Source organism: Kineosporia rhizophila, from assembly GCF_021277265.1.
GTDB lineage: Bacteria > Actinomycetota > Actinomycetes > Actinomycetales > Kineosporiaceae > Kineosporia > Kineosporia rhizophila.
Genome location: NZ_JAJSOH010000036.1, coordinates 24,805 through 48,143 on the forward strand (window position 1 = coordinate 24,805; position 23,339 = coordinate 48,143).

Genomic DNA, 23,339 nt, shown 5'->3' on the forward strand with positions numbered 1-23,339 from the left:
CTGGTCGCCACAGGTTCAGCAGCGTGTCCGGCAGCTGGTACCCACCTAGGTCGGTACCCCGAGCCGCCACCATAAACAACCAAGGTGAACAACTGCGCTTCACGAACCGGACGAATCTTGTTCAGACGGTGTTAACGAACTCGAGACCGAACCTGTTTCCGTCCGTCGAGCCAATCACGGGTCCGGAGGGGACGAAACCGCACATGCGGCCGGGCCCGGTGCTCCCGGTGATCCACTGCGCAGTCCCTAGACTGGCGCGATGCCGATGACCGCCCGTTTCCCCACGACCTGCGCCCAGTGCTCGGGCCGGATCATGCCCGGGGAAGAGATCTCCAAGGCTGCGCAGCGATGGGTGCACACCGGCTGTGCCACTGCGGCGAGCGAGAACGAGGCCCTGCTGCCCGGGCTGGAGGCCGCCGCCGGCGCGCGGCCTCTGGGCCGGACCGTGGCCAAGTCGTCCGGCACCAAGGTGCGCAAACCTGACATGGCCGCGATCGACGGGGCACTCGAGGTCTGGACCGACGGCGCCTGCTCGGGCAACCCCGGGCCGGGCGGCTGGGCCTGGGCCACGAAGGACGGCCGTCAGGGCAGCGGGGGTGAGGCGAAGACCACCAACCAGCGGATGGAGGTCAGCGCCGCGCTGAAGGCGATCGAGGCGCTGGAGGGCCCGCTGGTCGTGGTCAGCGACTCCACGTACGTCGTGAACTGCTTCCGGGACGAGTGGTGGCGCGGCTGGCTGGCCCGGGGCTGGGTGAACAGCCAGAAGAAGCCGGTGGCCAACCGGGACCTGTGGGAACCGCTGATCGAGGCGTTCCGCGAGCGCGGCGACATCTCCTTCCGCTGGGTCAAGGGGCACTCCGGCGACGAGATGAACGACCTGGTCGACCAGTTGGCCGTGGAGGCCGGCAAGGCCCAGGTGTAACCGGCCGGACGGTCGGACGAGGAACGGGGAGGCGCCGGCGCAATGGCAGGGATCTCGCTCGGCCTGCAAAGTCCTTACGGGTACGACGGCGACGATCTGACCAGCCCGGCGCAGGCCGCACGGGCCGGGGCCCTGGTCGACCAGCAGTGGGAAGACGAACCGGGCCTGCCCCTGGAGCTGCGGATCCACGGGGTGGCCGGCAGCACCGGCCCCGTGGTGCTGGAACACCCCAACGTGGTCAAGGTGGGCGGCACCGATCCCACTGCCTTCTACCGGCGATGGAGCCCGGACGGGGTGGCCCGGGCCTCGGTGCCCTGGCCGCTGGAGGCCTACGTCTGGGGCGGACTGACGCGACGGGCCTTGGCCTCGGCCTCCTGGCTGCTCCTCCTGCCGTTCATGCTCTACAACGTCTCGTACTACATGCTGCCGCCGGGGCACGCGAAGGGCCGCGGCCGTCGGCTGTGCAGTGCCCACGCCCTGGCCCGGGTGGTGATCCGGCTGCTCGCCCTGGCCGCCACTGCACAGTTCGTGGGCAGCCTGGTCACGCTCTTCCACTCCACCGTCGCCTGGCAGAACGGCATCGCCCGGCTGGGCATCTCCTGGTGGTGGCTGAGCTGGTACACCGAGGCCTCCACGGCCACCCGGATGTCGGTGGCCACGGTGGCGGTGGCCGCCATCGTCTGCGGTCTCTGGTACGCGGGAGCCTCCACCGCCGGGCACTACGAGGCGTTCTGCCCGGAGCGCGGGAGCTACGCGCCGGGGATCCAGGTGGACGGTGAGAAGCGCCGCGACCGGTTGCCGCCGGGCCGGCTCACGTTGCGCGACCGCGGCTTCTGGCGAGGTGCGGCGGCCGCCAAACGGCTGCGCAACACCCACATCGCGGTCGCCTTCGCCACGGTCTCGCTGGCCCTGGCCAGTTGCACCCAGACCTTCGGCCTGTGGCAGCAGATCCAGCTGGCCGTCTCCGCGGTGATCCTGACCGGGGCGGCCCTGCTGGCCGGGTTCGTGGCCGACCGGGACACGGTCGGCGGCAGCGACGACACGGCCCGCTTCGCCACCGCTTTCCAGGCTCTGGCCTGGGTCTCGGCCCTGGTGCTGCTGGCCGGGGTGGTGGCTTCGCCCTGGGTGATCGACGACGCGCCGCGGAGCCCCACGCAGGCCCCGTACGGCCTGCCCGGTGCCCTGAACGTGCTCACCGTGACCCAGTTCGGCCTGGTCCTGGCGCTGCTGGGACTGGTCGCCGTGCTGGTGCGGCGCTCGCACGAGGCGAGCCCGGCCGGCTGGGAACCGTTCTTGCGGGGCTACGCCGCACCGTTCATCGCTCTGCTCGGCGTGCTTCTGGGCGGGGTCCTGACGGCAGCGCTGAACCTGGCCGTGGCCCGGCTGTTCGGAGAGCCGCGCGGGCAGATCCTGCACAAGGTCGACTTCCGCCCGGAAGACTCGATCCTGGTGCCGGACTCGATGATCGCCTACTCCGCCGGAGCGGCGTTCAACCTGATCCCGGCCACCGTCATCGGGGTGCTGCTGTACGTGCGCTACCGCCGGCTGACGAACCGGTTCATGGGGGCGGGAGGTGCCGGGCCGGAGCTGGACGGCGGGCCGGACCGGGTCGTCGACTGGTACCCGCCAGACGAGCGCGACGCCCCGCGTGAGGCGGTGGCCAAGGTGGCGCGGAACTGGGCGCTGGCCTCGCTGACCGACCACGTGGCCGGGGTGATTGCCGGGATCACGGTGTTCTGGGCGATCTTCTTCTGGATCTTCGAAGGACTGGCGATCACCGGTACGTCGCAGGCGTTCCTGGGTATCGCCGGGGTGGTGCCCACGATCGGCGTCTTCATCGGCGGTCTGCTGGCCGCCTCGGGGGTGTGGCTGCTGCGCGCGCAGATCCGCTCCCCCAACGCCCGCAAGACCATCGGGATCATCTGGGACGTAGGCACTTTCTGGCCCCGCGCCGTCCATCCGCTGGCTCCGCCCTGCTACGCCGAGCAGGCGGTACCGGAGGTGGTCGACCGGATCTGGGTGCTCACCGGCGCCCGCCGGGCCGAACGGCACATCACCCCGGTGCCCGGCGAGTCGCCCGGCGCGATCGAGGTGATGCCCCGGCACGTCCTGCTCACCGGGTACAGCCAGGGCACGGTGATCTGCGCGGCTGTGATCGCCCAACTTCCGGAGGACGTACTGGGCCGGGTCTCACTGCTGACCTTGGCCGCGCCGGTGAGAAGGCTCTACGGACGGGCCTTCCCGGCCTATTTCGGGTACCAGGCCGCCGTCGCCCTGCGCGAGTTGCTCAGCGGGCCGGAGCCCGACCAGGCGCGCAGCGACCCTCCGCCGCCTTCCCAGGTGGAACCCGCCCCGGAGAACGTACGCGCCCCGGAACCGCCCCGGCCGCGCTGGCGCAATGTGGTGCGGCGCAGCGACTACATCGGTGGCTGGGTGTTCGGCCTGCCGGAACCCGGTCTGCGCCCGTCGGACTGCGGCCAGGTGGACGTGATCAGCCTGGACCCGCCCTCGCTGGAACCGGAACACGGCCGAGTGCTGGCGCCGACGCACTTCCACTCGTCGTTCTGGCAGGACCCGGTGGTGATTCTGCACGCCCGGGAGCTGACCGACCGCTGAGCCGGCCCCATCCCGCAGGAACTGAGTCCTGCAAGACCTGAGGTTTGCAAGACCTGACCGCAAGAGCGCCCCACCGGTACGGGCAGAACCGGCGTCCCTCCTATCACGCTCCCGCGATCAGGTCCGTGACAACAGTTTTCCCTGTGCTGCAGCGATTGACGAAGAAAAGAATGCCGAATCAGGTGTTTACCTGACCCCGTGCCGACCTCCGTATTCCGACGGGATTTCCTGGACGGGCGGAGAAATATTCGGTCAGTAATAGCTTCCCGTGATTATGTCGTCACTCAGAGCGAGAATTCAGGTCGGCATCCGGTTGACCGCATGATCGCTCGTCCCCCAAAGGTGTTGCACCGCATAGGCCCGCCAGGGCTGCCAGGCCTGGGACCGGGTGGTGAGGGGACCGGGTTTCTCCGGCAGACCGAGCTTTTGTGCGGCCTGCCGGATGCCCAGGTCTCCGGGAATGAACGCGTCCGGGTCGCCCAGGGCCCGCATCGCAATCGATTCAACCGTCCAGGGGCCGAATCCGGGCAGGGCGTAGAGCTGCTCGCGGGCGGTGTCCCAGTCGCCGCCGATGCGCAGGTCGAGCGCACCGGTGTTGAGCGCCTCGATCAGGTTGAGCAGGGTCTGACGACGGGTGCGGGGCAGGGCCAGGGTCTCCGGGTCGAGGGTGGCCAGATCCTGACTGGTGGGGAACAGGTGGGTGAGGCCGCCCGCCGGATCGTCGATGCGCCGGCCGTGGGCCTGGACCAGCCGGGCCGCATGGGTGCGGGCAGCCGCGGTGGAAACCTGCTGGCCGAGCACCGCCCGCACGGCGAACTGCTCCGGCTCGGTGACGCGAGGCACCCGGCGCCCCGGGTTCTTGGCCACCAGGGGGGCCAGCACCTCGTCTTCCGAGAGCTGCTCGTCGATCGCCACCGGGTCGGCGTCGAGGTCGAGCAGCCACCGGCACCGACTGATCGCGGCGGTCAGGTCGCGCAGGTCGGTGAGCCACAGCTGGCACACGATGTGGTCGGGCCGGGGACTGAGGGCGGCGATCCCGTGCCCACCGGGCAGGTGGAAAGCGCAGCGGTAGGCGCCGTCGCGCCACTCCTCCACGCCCGGGACCGCGGTGGCCGCGAGGTGGCCGAACAGGTTGTCGGGGCAGAGGGGCTGACGAAAGGGCAGTTTAAGGACGATGGTGCCGGCCGCCACGGCTCCGGTCACCCCGCCAGTGGTCACGTCCACCCCGGCCACCTCTGCCCCAGCCTCAAAAACCCCGGCCTTTGCCACGCCCGCCTTGCTCGCGACCGCAGCCTCAGCCGGGGCCGCCCGGAAGGCGGCGCCGCGGATGCCCGCCTTCGGCCGGGGAGCTGAGCGCAGTTCACCCGGGGTCATCGCGTAGACCTCGCGCACCGTCTCGTTGAACGAGCGGATGCTGTTGAACCCGGCCGCCAGGGCGATCTCGGTGAAGGGCAGGCCGGTGCCCTCGATCAGCAGACGGGCGGACTGCGCCCGCTGCACCCGGGCCAGGGCCAGAGGCCCGGCCCCGACCTCGGCCATCAGGTGTCTCTCGACCTGACGCACGCTGTAGCCCAGGCGGGCAGCCAGGCCGGGCACCCCATCCCGGTCGACCACGCCGTCGGCGATGAGACGCATGGCCCGAGACACCAGATCGGCCCGCACGTTCCACTCGGGCGAACCGGGGGCAGCGTTGGGGCGGCACCGCTTGCACGCGCGGAACCCCGCCCCCGCGGCGGCGGCCGCGCTGGGGTAGAAGCGCATGTTCTTGGGCCGGGGTGGGACCACAGGACAGCTGGGACGGCAGTAGATACCGGTAGTGACCACTGCGGTCCAGAAGAAGCCGTCGAAGCGCTCGTCCTTGGCCTGAACGATGCGCACGCACCGCTCGGAGTCCTCGTGCAACGCCCGGCCCCCACCGCCCACGGCCCGCCCCGCGGTCTCGCCCGCAGACCCAGCCCCGCTCACAGACCCAGCCCGCTTCGCCGCCACAGCTCCGCCAGCAGCCACAGCTTGGGTCGCAGGCACAACCCCACGCGCACGCCCAGCCCCGGCCGCCGCCACATCCCCGCTTGCAGGCACAGCCCCGCTCGCAGCCACAGCTCCGCCAGCAGCCACAGCTTGGGTCGCAGGCACAACCTGACGCGCACGCCCAGCCCCGGCCGCCGCCATATCCCGCGTCGCCGCCATATCCCGCGTCGCCGCCGCAACCCCGCTCGCAGACACAGCCCTGCTCGAAGCCACAGCTTTGGTCGCAGGCACAACCCGATTCACAGGCTCAGCCCCGCCCGCCGCCACATCCCCGCTTGCAGGCACAGCCTCAATCGCAGGCGCAGCCCCACCCGCCGAGCCATCCCGCGTCGACGCCGCGACCCCACTCGAAGTCACAGCCTCAGTTGCAGGCACAGCCTCACCCGTAGGTACAGCCGAGCCCGCAGACGCAGCCCGCGTCGCCGGCGGAGCCCCGGGCGCGGTCCCACCTGTGGTGCGAGCTGTGGTGCCGGACCTGGTCAGAGCCGCGGCGCCGGCCCTGAGCCCACCCCTGGTCACGCCCGGAACCTGCTGTTGACCTCGCCGAATCCGGGGTAGCCGACAAGGGTCTTCATAGTGCCGCTCTCCAGCAGTTCGCGGGTGGCGGCCTGGGCCAGACCGTAGGCGGCCTCGGCCAGGGCCGTGCCCAGGCTGATCCGCACCACGCCGGTGGCGGCCAGCTCGGCCACGGTGGGCCCGGCCGGGTCGGCCAGCACGCTGATCGGCAGCGCCGCCCGAGGGACCAGGTCGGTGAGGGTGGGCAGGTGGACCAGGCCGGGCACGAACAGGCAGGTGGCCCCGGCCTCGGCGTAGGCCTGACCACGACGCAGGACCTCAGCCGGCCGGCCCTCGGCCGCACCGATGCCGCGCAGGTAGACGTCGGTGCGGGCGTTGATGACGAAGCTCTCCAGACCGGCCGCCGCAGCCGCTGCCTGGGCCGCCGCCACCCGGGCGGCCTGCTCGTCGGCAGGGTAGAGCGTGCCGTCGGCCTTGGAGTCTTCGAGATTGATGCCGACCGCACCGGCCTCGATCACCGCCTGGACGGTGGACGCCACCTCTTCGGGCGCGGCGCCGTAGCCCGCCTCGATGTCGGCGCTGACCGGGACCGACACCGCGGCCACGATGCGGGCCACCACGGCGGCGACCTCGGCCCGGCTCAGGTGCTCACCGTCGGGCTTGCCCAGGGCCCAGGCGACGGCGGCGCTGGACGTGGCCACGGCCGGGGCGCCGGCGGCGGCGATCAGCACCGCGCTGGCCGCATCCCAGGCGTTGGGGAGCAGGACCGGGGCACCGGCACGGTGCAGCTCGGCGAACTGGTGGGCAGTGTTCTGCGACGTCATGTTTCGAGCATCGCACCCGGGTACGACAGTTTGGCAGCCAGGCGCAGGGTGTGGTCGCTTTCCTGCCAGGTGTACACGAGGTACCAGGTGTGCCAGGTGTACACGTCGTCGACCCGGGCCTGCGCAGGTGAGCAGAACTGGCGCGAGGGTGCCCAGTGCCGGCCTTGGCAAGGCCCGGTAATGGCCAGCCTGGTAGGGGCCGGGTAATGGCTGGGGTCCGGTAGAGGCGAGTCTGAGCCCAGCGAGGGCCGGGTCCAGTAGAGGGCCGGGTCCAGTAGAGGGCCGGGTCCAGTAGAGGGCCGGGTCCAGTAGAGAGCCGGGTCCAGTAGAGAGCCGGGTCCAGTAGAGAGCCGGGTCCAGTAGAGAGCCGGGTCCAGTAGAGAGCCGGGTCCAGTAGAGAGCCGGGTCCAGTAGAGAGCCGCGACTAGTAGGGCCAAGTCTGGGCCCCGGCGAGGGCCGGGGCCGGTAGGGGGGCGAATCTGGGCCCCAGCAAGGACCGGGTCCAGTAGGAACGAGTCTGGGCCCGGCAAGTGCCGGGTGCAGTAGGCGCGGGTCTGGGTCCAGCAGGGCGGGTCCAGCAGGGGGGCTAGCAGGGGGTCCAGCAGGGCGGGTCTGGGCCGGGCGGATCCAGGGCGGGTCTGGGCCGGGCGGGTCCAGCAGGGCGGGCAAGGGCCGGGTCCGGGTCCGGGCGGCGTAGTGGTTTTCCGCGAGTGCCATCAGGTGCGTCGGCGGTCGCCCGCGGAGCGCCCCGCAACCGGCGACTGACCAGCAGGACAGGATTCGGCGGGTGGTGGGGTCGGTCACCGCGCCAGGGTCTGCCCCGGGGGGAGCCGGGTGCGCGCTCGGCGGGCGGGGCGGCTGGGCCTAATCTGGGGGCGTGGCCGCCGAACCGAAGTACCGCCGGATCGCGGCGGACCTGGCCGAGCGGGTCCGCGCCGGTGACTTCGGCGCGGACGGCGCCCTTCCTCCCCAGCGCACCCTCAGCGAGCAGTACGGCGTCACGCTGATGACGCTGCGCCAGGCCCTTCAGGTGCTGCAGGACGAGGGTTTGATCGAGCAGCGACCGGGCCGGGGCACCTACGTGGTCCCGCCCGAGGTGGCGCACGACCAGGCCAACCTGCGCAGCCTGGCCGACGAGCTGAACGCCCAGGGGGTGCCGCTGCGCACCGAGGTGCTGGCCCGGCAGGTGCGGCGGCTGCCCCGCCCGGTCGCCGCCGAGCTCGGGCTGGAGGCCGAGGATCCCGCGCTGCGGCTGGAGCGGCTGCGCTCGGTGCGCGGAATCCCTCTGCTGCATCAGGTTTCCTGGGTGCCGCAGCCCTGGGCCGAGGCCCTGAAAGACGTCGACTTCGAGCTGACCCCGCTGTACTCGGCCATCGCCGCGGCCGGGGGCACCCGGCCGGAGCGGGCCGAAGAGGCGCTCACCGCAGAGGCTCTCAGCTCCCGGCTGGCCGGTCTGAACGGAACCACCGAAGGCCGCCCGGCGCTGGTGATGCGCCGGACGACCTTCGACGGAACGGGCCGGGCCTACGTGGTGGACACTGCCACGATCCTCGACGAGCGGCTGCGGATCGTCACCGACCGCCGCACCTCAGAGGTCACGCACACCTGGCGTTTCGGCTGACTCTCAGTGCTCCACGGCCTTCTCGGCCCCGGCCCCGGTGAGCGAGCGCACCTCCATCTCGGCGTACTTGGCCGCCGAGCCGACCTCCTTGCTGGTGATCGTGCCCAGCCAGCCCAGGAAGAAGCCGATCGGGATCGACACGATGCCCGGGTTGTCCAGCGGGAACCAGTGGAAGTCGATGCCGGTGTCGGTGATCATCGACAGCGACGCCCCGTCCGGGCCGACCTTCCCCGACACCACCGGGGAGAAGATGATCAGCACGATCGCCGAGAGCAGACCGCCGTACATGCTCCACAGCGCGCCGCGGGTGTTGAACCGCTTCCAGAACAGCGAGTACAGGATGGTCGGCAGGTTCGCCGACGCCGCCACCGCGAAGGCCAGAGCCACCAGGAAGGCCACGTTCTGGTCCTTGGCGAAGATGCCGCCGACGATCGCCACCAGGCCGATCACCACCGCGGTGATGCGGGCGACCCGGACCTCGTCGTCCGCCCGCACCGAGCCCTTCTTGATCACGTTCGCGTAGACGTCGTGGGCGAACGAGGCGCTCGCGGTGATGGTCAGACCGGCCACCACCGCCAGGATGGTGGCGAAGGCGACCGCCGCGATCACCCCGAGCAGCAGCTCCCCACCCAGTTCGAAGGCCAGCAGCGGGGCCGCCGAGTTCGCCTTGCCGGGCGCCGCCATGATCTTCTCGGCCCCGACCAGCCAGGCCGCGCCGAAGCCGAGCACCAGGGTGAACAGGTAGAAGATGCCGATCAGCCAGATCGCCCAGACCACGCTGCGCCGGGCCTCCTTGGCCGAGGGCACGGTGTAGAAGCGCATCAGCACGTGCGGCAGGCCGGCGGTGCCGAGCACCAGGGCCAGGCCGAGCGAGATGAAGTCCAGCTTGGTGGTGTCGGTCAGGCCGTAGCGCAGGCCGGGCTCCAGCAGGGTCTGCCCGGCCGGGGAGGCCGCGGCCGCGTCACCGAGCAGCTCGGAGAAGTTCAGCCCGGCCCGGCTCAGCACCCAGATCGTCATCAGGCCGGCGCCCAGGATCAGCAGCACCGCCTTGATGATCTGCACCCAGGTGGTGCCCTTCATGCCGCCGATCAGCACGTAGACGATCATCAGGATGCCGACGACGGCGATGACCAGGTTCTGCACGCCCGAACCCTGCACACCCAGAAGCAGGTTCACCAGGCCGCCCGCGCCGGCCATCTGGGCGAGCAGGTAGAAGAACGAGACGACCAGGGTCGAGATCGCCGCCGCGGTGCGCACCGGCCCCTGCTGCAGCCGGAAGCTGAGCACGTCGGCCATGGTGAAACGCCCGGTGTTGCGCAGGAGTTCGGCCACCAGCAGCAGGGCGACCAGCCAGGCCACCAGGAAGCCGATCGAGTACATGAAGCCGTCGTAGCCGACCGTCGCGATGGCTCCGGCGATACCCAGGAAGCTCGCCGCCGACAGGTAGTCGCCGGCGATCGCGATGCCGTTCTGCCGGCCGGTGAAAGCCCGCCCGCCGGCGTAGTAGTCGGCCGCGGTGCGGTTGTTCCGGGAGGCCCGCAGCACCACCGCGAGGGTGACCGCGACGAAAATCAGGAAGATGGTGATGTTGACGGCCGGGCTGCCGACATCGGTCTCGGTGGCTGCGCTGCGGATGATCACTTCACCTCACCCCGTTCCATGTGCTCGCGCAGCCGGTCGGCGGTCGGGTCGAAGTTCTTGTCGGCCCACCGGGCGTACGCCATCGTGATCGCGAAGGTCGAGACGAACTGCAGCAGGCCGATGATCAGGCCGATGTTGACCCGGCCGATCACCTCCGTGCTCATGAAGTCGGGCGCGTAGGCGCTGAGCGCCACGTAGAGGAAGTACCAGGCCAGGAAGAGGCCGGTGAGCGGGAAGACGAACCGGCGGAACCGGGTGCGCAGGGCCTGGAACTCCTCGCTGGCCTGCACCTCCTCGTAACCGCTGAGTGGGGGCGGGGCGTCTGACATCACAGCTCCTTCGCTGACCCGGGTGTGCGCCGTCGCACACCCGCAGGACGGACGCGCCCACTGTGAGGCGGGTCACTGCAAAGCTGTAGGGGTGACCGCGGTCACCTCGGCGGGTGGCAGGGGCCGGTCGACGTGCGGCCATCCGGTTCACGACGAACGGCGGAAATATCGGGACGAACGGCGCCTAGCTCTCGCCCCGGTCCAGCTCCAGCGACTCCGGCGCGTGCAGCCGCACCATGATCGTGTTCACCCCGGCGATGCGCGTGGTCCTGGTCAGCAGCGACACCCCCACCATCACGGCGAACGCGGTAGGCACCGTCCAGGCCGCCGGCTGACCGAGCAGGGCGGCCGGCCAGCCGCCCGCCACCGCCCCGGAGACGGTGAGCAGCACCGCCGCGCTGGCCAGCAGCCCGCCGGTGACCAGACCGGCCAGCGCCCCGGCCTGGGTGAGCCCCCGCCACCAGATGCCCAGCACCAGCAGCGGGCAGAAGGTGGACGCGGCCACCGCGAAGGCCAGGGTGACGGTGTCGGCCAGGCCGGTGCGCACGCCGAGCAGGGAGAGTGTGGCCGGGACCAGCACGGCCAGGGCGGCGCCGACCCGGAAGCCGCTCACACTGGCCCGCCAGCGGCCACGCAGCAGGTCCTGGCTGAGCACCCCGGCGACCGAGACGGTGAGCCCGCTGGAGGTGGACAGGAAGGCGGCGAACGCACCCGCGGTGAGCAGGGCCGCGGCCAGGTCGCCCCACGGGTCGCCGAGCATCCGGCCGGGCAGCAGGAGCATCATCGCGTCGTTGGAGTTGGCCGAGGTGAGCAGGTCGCCCGCGTAGATCCGGCCGAGCGCGGCGTACAGCGGGGGGAACAGGTAGAACGTGCCCAGCAGGGCGATCACGGTGAGCACGGTGCGGCGGGCGGCCGGGCCGTCGGGGTTGGTGTAGAGCCGGACCAGCACGTGCGGCAGGCCCATGGTGCCGAACAGCAGAGCCAGGAGCAGCGAGTACGTACGGTAGACGGGGTGGTCGTCACCGTCTCCGCCGAACGGCGACACCCAGGCCTCGCCCGCCACGTCGGCCGGGCTGGTGGCGCCGTCGGAGTGCCAGACGAACAACAGAAGGACGACCGGGAGGGCTATCGCGGTCAGCTTCAGCCAGTACTGGAAGGCCTGGACGAAGGTGACCGAGCGCATCCCGCCGGCGGTCACGTTGGCCACCACCACGAGCACCGCGATCGCGGTGCCGACCCACCCGGGGGCCCCGGTGGCCGTGCGCAGGGCGAGCCCGGCGCCGAGGAACTGGGGCAGCAGGTAGAGCCAGCCGATGCCGACCACGAGAACGGCCGTGGCCCGGCGGACCGCGGCCGAACGCAGCCGGATCTCGGCGAAGTCGGGCAGCGTGTAGGCGCCGCTGCGCCGCAGCGGCGCGGCCACCAGGGTCAGCAGGACCACGTAGCCGGCCGTGTAGCCGATCGAGTACCAGAGCATGTCGCTGCCGGTGGCGAAGATCAGCCCGGCAACCCCGAGAAAGCTTGCCCCGGAGATGTACTCGCCCCCGATCGCGGAGGCGTTCCAGCGCGGGCTGACCATCCGCGAGGCCACGTAGAAGTCGCTGGTGGTGCGGGAGAGCCGCAACCCCAGCGCGCCGACTCCGAGGGTGGTGGCACAGACCACCAGCACCGCGATCCAGGTGCTCACTTACGGTGCATGATCTCGGTGAAGTCCCGCTCGGCGCGCTCCACCGCGCGCACGTGCCACCAGGCCGCCGCGAACAGCAGCGGGAACACCGCCACCCCGAGGACCAGCCAGGCCACCGTGACCGGGCCGACCCGGTGCCCGGCCACCCCCGGCAGCAGCAGGAAGAGCAGCGGCAGGCTGCCCAGGCCGAGCAGGACGGCGGCCAGTACCGCCAGCGCGGGACGCAACTGGGAGCGCAGCAGGGCGTTCAGGTAGACCTCGCCGACCTCGGTCTGCTCGTCGATCTCGCGGGTGGCCGGGCGCGCCTCCGGACGCTGCCGGGCCGACATCCGCGGGCTGGTCACCCGGATCCTCGGTGGCCCGGTCATCTCAGGTCCCGGTGGATCAGCAGGTCCTTCACCTGCCGGGTGTGCCGCCGGCTGACGGTGAGGGTGTGCCCGCCGAGCCGGACGTGGAAGCGACCGGCGTCCATCAGCAGTTCGTTCACGTGCCGCACGTTGATCAGGGTGCTGCGGTGGATCCGGACGAAACCGGCCGAGGCCCAGCGTTCCTCGAGGGTGCTCAGCGGGACCCGGATCAGGTGGCTGCCGGTGGCCGTGTGCAGCCGGGCGTAGTCGCCCGCGGCCTCGACGAAGAGCACGTTGGAACGGCGCACGAAGCGGGTGACCCCACCCAGCTCGACCGCGATGTCCTCGTCCACCTCGGTGCTGACCTTGGCCGGGCCGGAGTGCGCCTGGACCGCCCGGCGCACCGCCTCGGCCAGCCGCTGGGCCCGGACCGGCTTGAGCACGTAGTCGACCGCCTGCACGTCGAACGCCTCCACCGCGTGCTGCTCGTAGGCGGTGACGAAGACCAGGTGCGGGCGGGTGGCGAAGCGGGCCAGCACCCGGGCCAGGTCCAGGCCGTCCAGCCCGGGCATCGAGATGTCGCAGAAGACGACGTCGACCTGCTCGTTCTCGAGCACGCGGAGGGCCTGGGCACCGCTGTCGGCGGTCAGGACCCGGCCGATGCGCTCGTCGGAGTCGAGCAACCAGGCCAGCTCGGACAGGGCCGGGGGCTCGTCGTCCACGACCAGGGCGCGCAGGGGCGTCATCGCCATGCCTGGAAGCCTAGGGTGCGGGCGGCCCGGCGTGAACTCCGGGAGCGTACTTGGGCACCCGAAAGCTCACCTTTGTCCCCGCCCCCGGAGCGGTCTCCACCACCAGCCCGAACCGGTCGCCGAACACCTGGCGCAGCCGGGCGTCCACGTTGCCCAGGCCGACCGACTCGGACTCGCTGCCCCGGGCCGCCCCGGCCAGTACCCGCTCGATCAGCTCCGGATCGGCCCCCACCCCGTCGTCCTCCACCCAGATCAGCGCCTCAGCCCCGGAATCGGCCGCCCCCAGGGTGATCTGGCCGCCGCCCTCCTTGGCCTGGAGCCCGTGCCGGACGGCGTTCTCGACCAGCGGCTGCACCGACAGGTAGGGCACCGCCACCGGCAGGACCTCCGGGGCCACCCGCAGCCGCACCCGCAGCCGGTCGCCGAAGCGGGCCTGCTCGAGCACCAGGTAACGCTCGATGTTGCGCAGCTCGTCGGCCAGCGTGGTGAACTCCCCGCCGCGGCGGAAGGCGTAGCGGGTGAAGTCGGCGAACTCCAGCAGCAGCTCGCGGGCCCGCTCCGGATCGGTGCGCACGAACGAGGCGATCGCGGCCAGCGAGTTGTACACGAAGTGCGGGCTGATCTGCGCCCGCAGCGCCCGCACCTCGGCCTCGATGGCGCGGGTGCGGGAGCGGTCGAGCTCGGCCAGCTCGATCTGGGCGGAGACCCAGGTGGCCACCTCTCCGGTGGCCCGCACCAGCGCGGCACTGACCTGCCCGCCGTAGGCGATCAGCGCCCCCACCACGGTGTCACCGCTGGTCAACGGGGCGACCACGGCGCTGCGCAGGGGGCAGTCGAGCACCCCGCAGGCCTCTTCCCCGTCGATCTGCGCGGGGCTGAGCACGCTGGTACGCCCGCTGGCGATCGCTCCGGCCGCATGCCGGAGCGCCTGGTGCTGATGGTGGGCACCCTCGCCGTCCCAGGCAAGCAACCGCGAGCTGTCGGCGAGCGCAACCGCCGGGGTGCCCAGAAGCGTCCTCAAATGCCGGATGGCCCGTTGCGCACCCTCGGGAGTGAGGCCGTCGCGCAAGGGCGGCGCGGCCAGCGAGGCGGTGTGCAGTGTGTCGAAGGTGGCCCGCTCGGCCGCGGTGCCCAGGTCGGGACTGCGCCGCAGCCGCCGGATGGCGAGCACCCCGACCACGAGCACCACCACGACCGCGACGATCTCGACCGCGCGGATCCACCCGTCCTGAGCCACGGCACGAAGGTAGCCCCCGGCACCGACAATCGTGAGTGGCCCGGCCGCTCAACCTGCGTCGAGCGCCGACCTGACCTGACCGACCAACCCGGCGACCTCGTCCATCGTTTGCCCTTCGAGCACCCGCCGCATGAGCGCGGCACCCATCACGACCCCGTCGGCGTGCCGCGCCGCCTCGAGCGCCGTGCGGGGACCGGAGATGCCGAACCCGAGCAACACCGGCCGGTCGGTGCTCTCCCGCACCCGCCGGGCCAGCGCCGCCGCCTGCTCTCCCAGCTCCGCCCGTTCCCCGGTGGTTCCCATCACCGTTGACGCGTAGACGAAACCGCTTCCCAGTTCGGCAATCTGCGCAATACGTTCCGACGAGGTGGAAGGTGCCGCGATCAGGACGGTCTCGATCTCCGCCGAGCGAGCCGCATCGACCAAGGGCTGAGCCTCGTCGACCGGCGTGTCCACGGGAATGACTCCGGAGACGCCGGATTCGGCCAGACGACGACAGAACTCGGCCGGACCGCGACGACGGATGAGATTGCTGTACGTCATCACCACCAAGGGGACATCGAGATCGAGCTCGGCGATCGCGTCCAGGGCACGGTCGGTGGTCATCCCCTGATCCAGCGCGCGTTGGGAGGCCTCCTGGATGGTGACCCCTTCGAGCATCGGATCGGAGAACGGCAGCCCGATCTCGATCGCATCGGCTCCCACCGCGGCCATTTCGGCCACCAGCGACACCCAGTCCCCCACGACGCCCGCGGTGACGTAGGGCACGAGCAGTTTGCGATTCCCGGCTCGGCGGGTGCGCAGACGGGTTTCCAACAATGGACGTTTGTCAGCCTCGGTTCTGGTCACTTGAGCAGCTCCCTGACCTGAGCGGCGTCCTTGTCGCCGCGACCGGAGAGGGTGAGCAGCACGCTCGACCCGGTGGGGAGTTCAGCGGTGCCGGCGGCCCGCAGCACCCAGGCCAGAGCGTGGCAACTCTCCAACGCAGCCAGAATTCCCTCGGTGCGAGCCAGTTTCCGCAGAGCGGCAAGCACCTCGTCATCGGTCGCGGACACGTACCGGGCCCGGCCCGAGTCGGCCAGGTACGCATGCTCCGGGCCGACGCCGGGGTAGTCCAGCCCGGCCGAGACGGAGTGGGCCTCCAGGACCTGACCGTCGTCGTCCTGCAGCAGGTAGGACTCGAAACCGTGGAGGATCCCCGGGCTTCCCTGCCCGATCGCGGCACCCCCGGCGGCCTCGACCCCGACGAGCTGGGCGGAGGTGTTCACGAAACCTGCGAAGGTGCCTGCCGCGTTCGATCCGCCACCCACACAGGCGACCACCACGTCCGGCACCGCCGAGGGCAGCAGAGCAGCACACTGGCCGCGCGCCTCTTCGCCGATCACCCGCTGGAACTCGCGCACCATCCACGGGTAGGGGTGCGGCCCCATCGTGGAACCGATGCAGTAGTGCGCGGTCTCGGACTGCCCGACCCAGTGCCGGAACGCTTCACTGGTGGCGTCGGCGAGGGTCTGGCCGCCCGAGGTGACCGGAACCACCTCGGCGCCGAGAAGTTCCATCCGGAACACGTTCAGCTCTTGACGCTCGACGTCCTTCGCGCCCATGAACACGGTGACGTCCAGCCCGAGCAGAGCACCCACGGTGGCCGTGGCCACGCCGTGCTGGCCCGCCCCGGTCTCGGCCAGCAGGGTGGTGCGGCCCATCCGCCGGGCCAGGAGCCCCTGCCCCAGAACATTATTGATCTTGTGCGACCCGGTGTGGGCCAGGTCTTCCCGCTTGAGCAGCAGGTTCACCCCCAGCTCGGCCGACAGTCGGGTGGCCGGGGTGACCGGGGTGGGGCGGCCGGCGTAGAGGCCGAGCGTGCGGGTGAGCTCGCCGCGGAACGCCGGATCGGCCCAGGCCTGGCGGAATTCGCGATCCAGAGTGCGGCAGGCCGGGATCAGGGCCTCGGGCACGAATCGGCCACCGAAGGCCCCGAACCGGCCGTCGGCGGCGGGTTCGGTCATGGTGACGGGCTGGGAGGTCATGCAGTTCACCGTAGGAGTTCTAGAACAATCAGTCAAGAGTTATAGAACTACACGGGTGAACCCGTACGGCGGCTGGCAGGCCGGGATGCAGAGAGGCAAGCTTGGAGCACAGCATTCCAGAGCCTCACGGGGCCGACCGGGTGAAGCGCCCGGTGCCGGCTCAAGCCTGGGGCCGGGGAATCCGAAAGGTGCGACGAGAGCGACCTCTACCAGAACGGCGGTGATCCCCTTGAGCGTCATGCCGATTGCCAATCAGCACAACGTGTTCAGCAGCTACGGCGCCGTGCACATGCAGCGCCAGCTGATCCCGTCGAGCGTGCTGCACTCCTCGGAGCTGAGCTCGGCGGCCGAGCAGGCCGCAGCCTCGATGGCTGCCAAGGACTCGGTGCACCAGGCCCACTCGGTGGGCGCCACCAGCACCGAGAACCGGACGCACGGGTTCGACAAGCACGCGGCCAAGGGCAGTTCGTTCGCGATGGGTGCGGGCGGGGCCGGGGGCTCCGGCACGGCCGAGCCCGACACCGGTTCGGCCGGCGGCGCGCCGGAGCAGGCCCGTCAGGACCTGCCCCTGGGCGCGACGCTGGACGTGTTCCTCTAGAAGGCCTCAGCGGGTCAGCCGGCGGCGCACTTCCTGCCGCGCCTGGTTCAGCCTGGACTTGACCGTACCCAGCGGCAGGTCCAGGCGCCGGGCGATCTCCTCGTACTCCAGGTCGGCCAGGTCCCGGTAGACGAAGGGCAGCACGAGCTGGGGGTGCGAGCCCTCCAGGGACTCCAGCGCCTCCAGCAGGTCGATCCGTGACCCTGCGATGACGCTCGTGCGCCGAGGGTCAGGGCGGACCTGTTCCTCCACTGTGAGTGGCCGTTCGCCTGCTCTGCGTTTCAGGTCCCGGTAGGTCTGCCGGGAGGCGTTCGTCACCACCACGTAGAGCCAGGTGCGGAACGAACTGCGGCCCTCGAAGCTGCCGATCCGGCGGGCGACCTGCAGAAGGGCGTCCTGGGCGGCCTCTTCGGCGTCTTCCCGATGGGGCAGCATTTTTCCGGCCCGGCGCAGGACCTCGGGCTGGATCAGGGCCAGCAACTCGTTCAGAGCTGCGTCGTCACCGGTCGCGGCGGCCCGGGCCAATGTATCGATCCGGTCACTACCGGGCGCAGCGGCGCCCTCAGGGGCGGCGGGCTCTTCGGGTACGTCGGTCATAGCGGCATGATGCTGCCATGCCTCTGCCCGAGCTGATCGGTCGATACCGGCCTGTCCGTCGTCTCGGCTCCGGTGGCTTCGCCGTGGTGTGGCTCGCCCACGACGAGTCACTGGATGCCGAAGTCGCCGTCAAGGTCATGGCCGACAACTGGGCCGACCGCCTGGACCTGCGTGAACGCTTCCTGGGGGAAGCCCGGATGCTGCGTCAGGCGGCGTCCCAGCGGATCGTCCAGGTGTTCGACATCGGTGAGCTGGAGGACGGCCGGCCCTACCTGGTGATGGAGTACGCGGACGCCGGCACCCTGGCCGACCGGGTCAAGGCGAACGGGGCGTACCCGCTGGCCGAGGCGTTGCGGATCACCGCCGAGGTGGCCCGGGGGGTGGCCGAACTGCACGACGCGGGGGTGGTGCACCGCGACCTGAAGCCCTCGAACGTGCTGATCAAGTCGCGGCGGGGCGGTGGCGAGCGGCTGCTGGTGGCCGACCTGGGGGTGGCCAAGAGCCTGGCCCACGGTTCGGGCGTGACGATGTCGGTGGGCTCGGCCGGTTACATGGCCCCGGAGCAGATGGAGCCCCAGATCGGGGTGGACGTCCGGGCCGACGTGTACAGCCTGGGCGCGTTCGCCTTCTACCTGATGACGGCACAGAAGCCCTACCTGCCGCTGGTGATGGCCGAGAAGATGCCGGCCGCCCTGCCCCGGCCGGTGCTGCAGACCATGCTGTCGGCGCTCGAGCGCGACCGGGAGAACCGCTGGCCCGACGCGGGCAGCCTGGCCGAGCGGTTCGACCAGCTCGCGGCCCAGCTGCCGGAAGACTTCTCGGTGGCCGCGGTCCGGCCGCCGGCCGAGTCGCCGACCCCCACCCCCAGCTCCCCGGCCGGCAACAACACCCCGGACAGCCCCACCCCGGGCTGGACGTACGAGGGGCGGGAGGCGACCGGTTCGGGTCCGAACGGTGGTGGGGCTGCGGGCTGGTCCGATCCGATCCGGCCCGCTCCGGCCCGCTCCGGGTCGAACTGGGGTCAGCCGGCGAGCGCTCAGCAGGTGGGGGCCTTCGGAACGGCCGATCCGACCCAGGCCGGGCCCACCCGGGCCGCAGCGCCGGCCGCCCACCGGTCCACGCCGATGCCGTCGGCCCGGCCCGCGGGCCAGGACGTCACCCAGCCGCTGGGGCCGCCGAACCAGGCCATGGCCCAGTCCCGGTCCCGCTACGACTCCAACGGCCCGCAGAACGCCGCACAGGCCTTCTCCCCGGGGTATGGCCAGGGGTACGGGTCCGGCCCGCAGGCCCACGCCTCCGGCCACCAGGGCTACGCGCCCGGAAACCAGGGGAACCAGGGCTACGCCCCGAGTCACCATGGCCAAGCAGGTCAGCCGGGTCACCCAGGTCAGGGCGCCAGGCCGGCGTCGTCGTCCTCCGGCCGGTCCAACGGGCCGGGGCGGGCGCGCTGGATCGCGACCATGGTGCTCGTGGTGGCGCTGGCCGCGGCGACCGGTGTGGGCGCGGTCAGGTACTGGCAGACGCGGGGAGAGAAGGACATCACGGCCGAGAGCGCCGACGGGGTGCTCCGCCTGACCGTGCCGTCCGGGTTCGGGGACGAGTCGGTCGACACCGGCTGGGCGCCCGCCTCGATCGGTCTGAAGGGCAAGCAGGAGCCCTCCGGCCTGCTGCTGGCCGAGGACGTGAAGCTCTGGTCGGACCTGACGCAGGACGTGAACGGGGTGTTCGTCGGGCTCAGCACCAGCAAGGACCTGCCCGGCAAGGTCGAGGCGATCAAGCACCAGGACTGCGAGGGCAGTGAGCCGGTGGCGTACTCGGGCGAGCGCTGGGAAGGCTCCTACCGCACCTGGAACGGCTGCTCCGGCGGCGAGCGGGTGCTCCAGGAGGTGCACCTGAAGGCGGTCGACGGCGACCAGTGGGTGTACATGCAGATCCGGCAGAGCTCGGACACCTGGTCCGCCCAGACGGTGATCGAGGGTCTGGAACTGCAGTAGCCCGGCTACCAGCGAACTTTTCGCCCGGTCGCTGCATCCAAGCTCTGACCCCCGTTGCACAGTCCGGGTTCTTCGGAAGGACGCACCATGAAAACCGCACGCGTCGCTGCGGCCCTCGCCCCCGCTCTCCTGCTCGCTCTCACCGCCTGCGGCGCCGAGAGCACCCCGCAGAACGTGACCGGCGCCACGGCCGGGCCGGCCGGGGTGGCGGACCCCTCGGCGTCTGCGGACGACAGCGAAAGCAGCACCACGTCGCCGGCCGAATCGGCCACCGACGACTCTCCGATGCCGGCCGACGGCGGCTGCCCCGAGGGCGGTGGGAAGGTCCCCGCCAAGGCCGCGGGCGCTCAGGTGGGCGATCTCGACGGTGACGGGGCCAAGGACGAGCTCTGGCTGGCCGACAACGGCAACAAGCGGCGCCTCGGGGTGCGCACGGCCAGCGGCCGGGTGATGTCCACCGTGTTCCAGAGCGGCAGCCCGCAGTCGGCCGTCGCCGTGGCGAACCGCCTGGGTGACGGCTCGGCGATCATCCTGCTGAGCACCGGCCGCACCGCCGCGCTCTACGCGGTGATCGACTGCGAGATCGTGGCCACCAAGGACAAGACCGGTGGGCAGTACACGTTCGACCTGGGCTTCGGCTCGTACGGCACCGGGGTGGCCTGCCCGATGGCCAACGACAAGCTGTACCTGGCCGGCTATCTGGCCACGGCCGCCGAGCGCGAGGGCTACGAGAACATCACCCGGACCCGGATCGACCTGAGCGAAGAGGGCGCCCGGGCCGACAACGGCACGGTGGCCGAACTGGGCGAGCACGGGAACGACTCGGCCAGCGCCAAGATCGCGCACGGGGTCAGTTGCGGCGACTCCGGGACGGCCGAGGAACCGGTCAGCTGACCGGCCTGACGGTCAGTCCACCCGCTCGAGCTCGGCGTACCCCACGTTGGCCGCGTTGTTCTTGTCCTGCCAGGTGAAGGTGGCCTTGTCCGGGTCGGTGGGGTCGAGCAGCAGGATGACCTCGCCGAGCGGCGCGCAGGTGCCGTTCTTGTTGTCCGACTCCTTCACCGGAGCCCGGAGAATGACGGTGGTGAGAGCGACGCTGGTCACCGAGACCTTGGAACGGCAGCCCAGATCGACGGCCTCCATCGTGCCGGGCTTCTTCTTGCCGCCCTTCAGGTCCAGCCGTACCGTCCAGGTGGTCACGGTGCCGCTGTACTGCGTGACCTCGCCCTCCCAGGAACCCGCCAGCTCGTAGGGCAGCGTTCCCGCCGCTGCCTGCTTGTCCCCGTCCTCGACGGCCGCGTCCTCGGTGTCTTCGGTGTCTTCGGCGTCTTCGACCGCACCGGAACCGGCGGTGTCGCAGGCGGAGTCGTCACCCTGGTCGGCACCGACGTTGATCCGGCCGCCGCACGCCTCCGGATCGGCTGCGTCTTTCGACCCGCCGGACTCGCTGGAGGTCGAACCCTTGGTGTCGTTCAGGCTTTCGGTGCCCTGGTTGCCGAGGTTGTAGAGGCCGACTCCCACCAGGAGGGTGAGCACGACGACGGCAGTGAGCACGGCAAAACGGCCGCGGTTGGGCGCTGGAGTGCCCGGCCGCTGACCCGGAACCCCACCCGGGCGGCCACCGTTCGACCCGCCCCAGGCTTGAGGAGGCTGGTTCCAGCCGCCGTTCCCGTTGGGAGGAGGCAGAGCCGGGCCACCGTTGCCGGCGCGCTGGGCCGGGCCAGGCATCGGCGGCTGCGGGCCGCCGAGCGGACCCCGCTGGCCGTGCGAGCTGGACTGGCCGTGTGTGCCGGACTGGCCGCGCATGTCGGACTGCCCATGCGTGCCGGACTGGCCATGCATGCCGGACTGGCCATGCACGCCGGGCAACCCTGGCGCGCCGGACTGCCCACGCGTGCCGGACTGGCCGCGCCCGTCAGACTGCCCGGGTGCGCCGGGTGCGCCGGGTGCGCCGGACTGCCCGGGCGCGCCGTACTGGCTAGGTGCGCTGTGCCGATTAGGCGCACCGTGCAGTCCCTGCTGACTTTGCTGCCCCTGCTGGTTTTTCGGGTTCCAGGCCGGCTGCTGACCTGGAGGGCCCCACTGCTGCGGCTGGGGCTGCTGCGGTTGCGGCGGCGGATAGCTGCCGGGCCGGGGACTGGGCTGCCAGTTCTGCGGGGCAGGCCGCTGGATATCCGGCGACCCGCCGAAAATCTGCGCACCGGAACCAGACTGAGACCCAGTGCCGTTCTGCGCCCCGGAACCATGCGTCCCAGAACCGTGCTGCCCCAAGCTGTGCTGCGACCCGGGAACGTTCGACCCAGCACCCGGCGCCCCACTGCCCGGCACCCCAGCGCCCGGAACTCCGCTGCCTGACACCCCAGCGCTCGGGAATCCGGAACCCGCGCCACCAGCACCCCGTCCCGGCGCGCCCCACTGCGGCTGCGGCGAAGGAGCGGGCGGCTGGTACTGCTGCGGCTGCGGAGTGCTGGGCGGCGAGTACTGACCACCCTGCTGAAATGCCGAAGGCGCATGCCCCTGAGGAGTTCCCGTGGCCCGCCCGCCGGAACCGGCGGGCGTTCCCCAGGGTGGGACGTCTGCAGATGGAACCCCCGGACTCACCGGACCTGAGGTGCCAGTAGGACGCCTGCCCGCAACCGGATGGCCCATCGCCCCGGCATCGGCAACCGCCGTGCGCCCCTCGGCGTACCCCATGGTGGGGCCGGTCGTGGACGCCTCCACCAGCTGGGTGGCCTGGGCCAGGACGACGGTCGGGTCGGGGGCGTCGGTCTGGTCGGGCCGCCCGAGCAGCATCGACAGTGCCTGCTGGGCCGTGGGCCGGTAGGCCGCGTCCTTGCTGAAGCACCGGCGCAGCACGGCCAGCAGTTCGGGCGGCACACCGGTCAGGTCGGGCTCTTCGTGGGCGATCTTGGTGATCGCCGCCATCATGTGCTCGGCCTCGAACGGGGCGCGGCCGGTGGCGGCGAAGGCCATCACCGACCCCCAGGCGAACAGGTCGGTGGCCGGGCCGACCCGCTCACCGCGCAACTGCTCGGGCGACATGTAGGCGGGCGTACCGAAGAGCTTGCTGACCTTGGTGGTGTCGTTCGACAGGTCGCGGGCGATGCCGAAGTCGATGACCCGGGGGCCCTCCGGCGACATCATCACGTTGGCCGGCTTCAGGTCGCGGTGCACCACCCCGGCCTGGTGGATCGCCGCCAGGGCGGTGGCCGTGCCGATGGCCAGGCGCTGCAGGCGGGTGCCGGACATCGGGCCGTGCTCGCTCACGTACTGCTGCAGCGAGGGGCCCTCGATGAACTCACTGATCACGTAGGGCGGCTGCGACTGCATGTCGAAGTCGAGGATCTGGGCGGTGCAGAACGGGGCCACCCGCCGGGCGGAGGCCACCTCCTTGGCGAACTGCTCGCGCGAGCGCTCGTCCTCCACCCGCAGCATCTTGACCGCGACCAGCTCGTTGTCGGGGGAAACGCCCAGGTAGACCACTCCCTGCCCACCGGCGCCGATACGGCCGGTGAGCCGGTAGCCGGCCACCTGCGTCGGGTCCGCGGACTGCAGGGGGGCAACGTCAGGCACTGATTCAGTCTGCCATCCGAAGCGCGGCGA

The 23,339-nt window shown here is 71.3% G+C and carries 18 protein-coding genes; 6 read left to right on the top strand and 12 right to left on the bottom strand.

All coding sequences use genetic code 11. The features are described 5' to 3' along the window. Positions 1-259 precede the first annotated feature (259 nt). Together LWF15_RS31615 and LWF15_RS31620 are read left to right on the top strand one after the other, a co-directional pair. Positions 260-922, top strand: a complete 663-nt coding sequence (locus LWF15_RS31615) for a ribonuclease H family protein (protein ID WP_232814648.1) — start codon at positions 260-262, stop codon at positions 920-922. 42 nt (positions 923-964) lie between these two features. Next, positions 965-3,538 carry a hypothetical protein gene (locus LWF15_RS31620; protein WP_232814649.1) on the top strand — a complete coding sequence of 858 codons (2,574 nt, stop codon included), beginning with the start codon at positions 965-967 and terminating at the stop codon, positions 3,536-3,538. Between the two features lie 297 nt (positions 3,539-3,835). On the opposite strand, the gene LWF15_RS31625 is transcribed toward LWF15_RS31620, so the two are convergent. Together LWF15_RS31625 and LWF15_RS31635 are read right to left on the bottom strand one after the other, a co-directional pair. After that, positions 3,836-5,440, bottom strand: coding sequence for a DNA-3-methyladenine glycosylase 2 family protein (locus LWF15_RS31625; RefSeq protein ID WP_269811188.1), 1,605 nt, complete (start codon positions 5,438-5,440; stop codon positions 3,836-3,838). 641 nt (positions 5,441-6,081) lie between these two features. Then, positions 6,082-6,906 (bottom strand): isocitrate lyase/PEP mutase family protein, encoded by an 825-nt coding sequence (locus LWF15_RS31635; protein ID WP_232814650.1) that lies wholly within the window; start codon positions 6,904-6,906, stop codon positions 6,082-6,084. An 877-nt stretch (positions 6,907-7,783) separates the two neighbouring features. Here LWF15_RS31635 and LWF15_RS31640 point away from each other — a divergent pair. Beyond that, positions 7,784-8,527, top strand: coding sequence for a GntR family transcriptional regulator (locus LWF15_RS31640; protein WP_232814651.1), 744 nt, complete (start codon positions 7,784-7,786; stop codon positions 8,525-8,527). 3 nt (positions 8,528-8,530) lie between these two features. Here LWF15_RS31640 and LWF15_RS31645 read toward each other — a convergent pair whose 3' ends face one another. The 8 genes from LWF15_RS31645 to trpB all read right to left on the bottom strand — a co-directional run bounded on the left by LWF15_RS31645 (position 8,531) and on the right by trpB (position 16,547). Then, complete coding sequence (locus LWF15_RS31645) at positions 8,531-10,168, bottom strand: solute symporter family protein (RefSeq protein ID WP_232814652.1); 1,638 nt, start codon at positions 10,166-10,168, stop codon at positions 8,531-8,533. Next, a complete protein-coding gene (locus LWF15_RS31650) occupies positions 10,165-10,497 on the bottom strand; it encodes a DUF485 domain-containing protein (RefSeq protein WP_232814653.1) in 333 nt (110 codons plus the stop codon). The genes LWF15_RS31645 and LWF15_RS31650 overlap by 4 nt, the downstream gene beginning before the upstream one ends. A gap of 184 nt (positions 10,498-10,681) precedes the next feature. Further along, entirely contained in the window at positions 10,682-12,184 is a 1,503-nt protein-coding gene (locus LWF15_RS31655; protein ID WP_232814654.1) for a sodium/solute symporter, read from the bottom strand. After that, on the bottom strand, positions 12,181-12,528 hold the full coding sequence (locus LWF15_RS31660; protein WP_232814655.1) for a hypothetical protein: 348 nt from the start codon (positions 12,526-12,528) through the stop codon (positions 12,181-12,183). The genes LWF15_RS31655 and LWF15_RS31660 overlap by 4 nt, the downstream gene beginning before the upstream one ends. 20 nt (positions 12,529-12,548) lie before the next feature. Next, positions 12,549-13,283, bottom strand: a complete 735-nt coding sequence (locus tag LWF15_RS31665) for a LytR/AlgR family response regulator transcription factor (RefSeq protein WP_232814656.1) — start codon at positions 13,281-13,283, stop codon at positions 12,549-12,551. Between the two features lie 10 nt (positions 13,284-13,293). After that, positions 13,294-14,520, bottom strand: coding sequence for a sensor histidine kinase (locus LWF15_RS31670; RefSeq protein ID WP_232814657.1), 1,227 nt, complete (start codon positions 14,518-14,520; stop codon positions 13,294-13,296). 48 nt (positions 14,521-14,568) lie between these two features. Beyond that, positions 14,569-15,369, bottom strand: coding sequence for a tryptophan synthase subunit alpha (gene trpA, locus LWF15_RS31675; RefSeq protein WP_285626384.1), 801 nt, complete (start codon positions 15,367-15,369; stop codon positions 14,569-14,571). Further along, entirely contained in the window at positions 15,366-16,547 is a 1,182-nt protein-coding gene (trpB, locus tag LWF15_RS31680) for a tryptophan synthase subunit beta (RefSeq protein WP_232814658.1), read from the bottom strand. Before trpB ends, trpA begins: the two co-directional genes overlap by 4 nt. A gap of 238 nt (positions 16,548-16,785) precedes the next feature. On the opposite strand from trpB, the gene LWF15_RS31685 reads away from it, so the two are divergent. After that, complete coding sequence (locus LWF15_RS31685) at positions 16,786-17,145, top strand: hypothetical protein (protein WP_232814659.1); 360 nt, start codon at positions 16,786-16,788, stop codon at positions 17,143-17,145. Between the two features lie 6 nt (positions 17,146-17,151). On the opposite strand, the gene LWF15_RS31690 is transcribed toward LWF15_RS31685, so the two are convergent. Further along, the gene (locus LWF15_RS31690; protein ID WP_232814660.1) at positions 17,152-17,742 is read right to left on the bottom strand and encodes an RNA polymerase sigma factor; all 591 of its coding nucleotides are present in this window, start codon (positions 17,740-17,742) and stop codon (positions 17,152-17,154) included. A gap of 17 nt (positions 17,743-17,759) precedes the next feature. Here LWF15_RS31690 and LWF15_RS31695 point away from each other — a divergent pair, with 17 nt between their 5' ends. Both LWF15_RS31695 and LWF15_RS31700 read left to right on the top strand, forming a co-directional pair. Continuing rightward, positions 17,760-19,736, top strand: a complete 1,977-nt coding sequence (locus tag LWF15_RS31695; protein ID WP_232814661.1) for a serine/threonine-protein kinase — start codon at positions 17,760-17,762, stop codon at positions 19,734-19,736. A gap of 87 nt (positions 19,737-19,823) precedes the next feature. After that, the gene (locus tag LWF15_RS31700; RefSeq protein WP_232814662.1) at positions 19,824-20,630 is read left to right on the top strand and encodes a hypothetical protein; all 807 of its coding nucleotides are present in this window, start codon (positions 19,824-19,826) and stop codon (positions 20,628-20,630) included. A gap of 12 nt (positions 20,631-20,642) precedes the next feature. Here the strand turns inward: LWF15_RS31700 and LWF15_RS31705 are convergent, their stop codons facing one another. Continuing rightward, positions 20,643-23,309, bottom strand: a complete 2,667-nt coding sequence (locus LWF15_RS31705; RefSeq protein WP_232814663.1) for a serine/threonine protein kinase — start codon at positions 23,307-23,309, stop codon at positions 20,643-20,645. Positions 23,310-23,339: the final 30 nt, after the last annotated feature.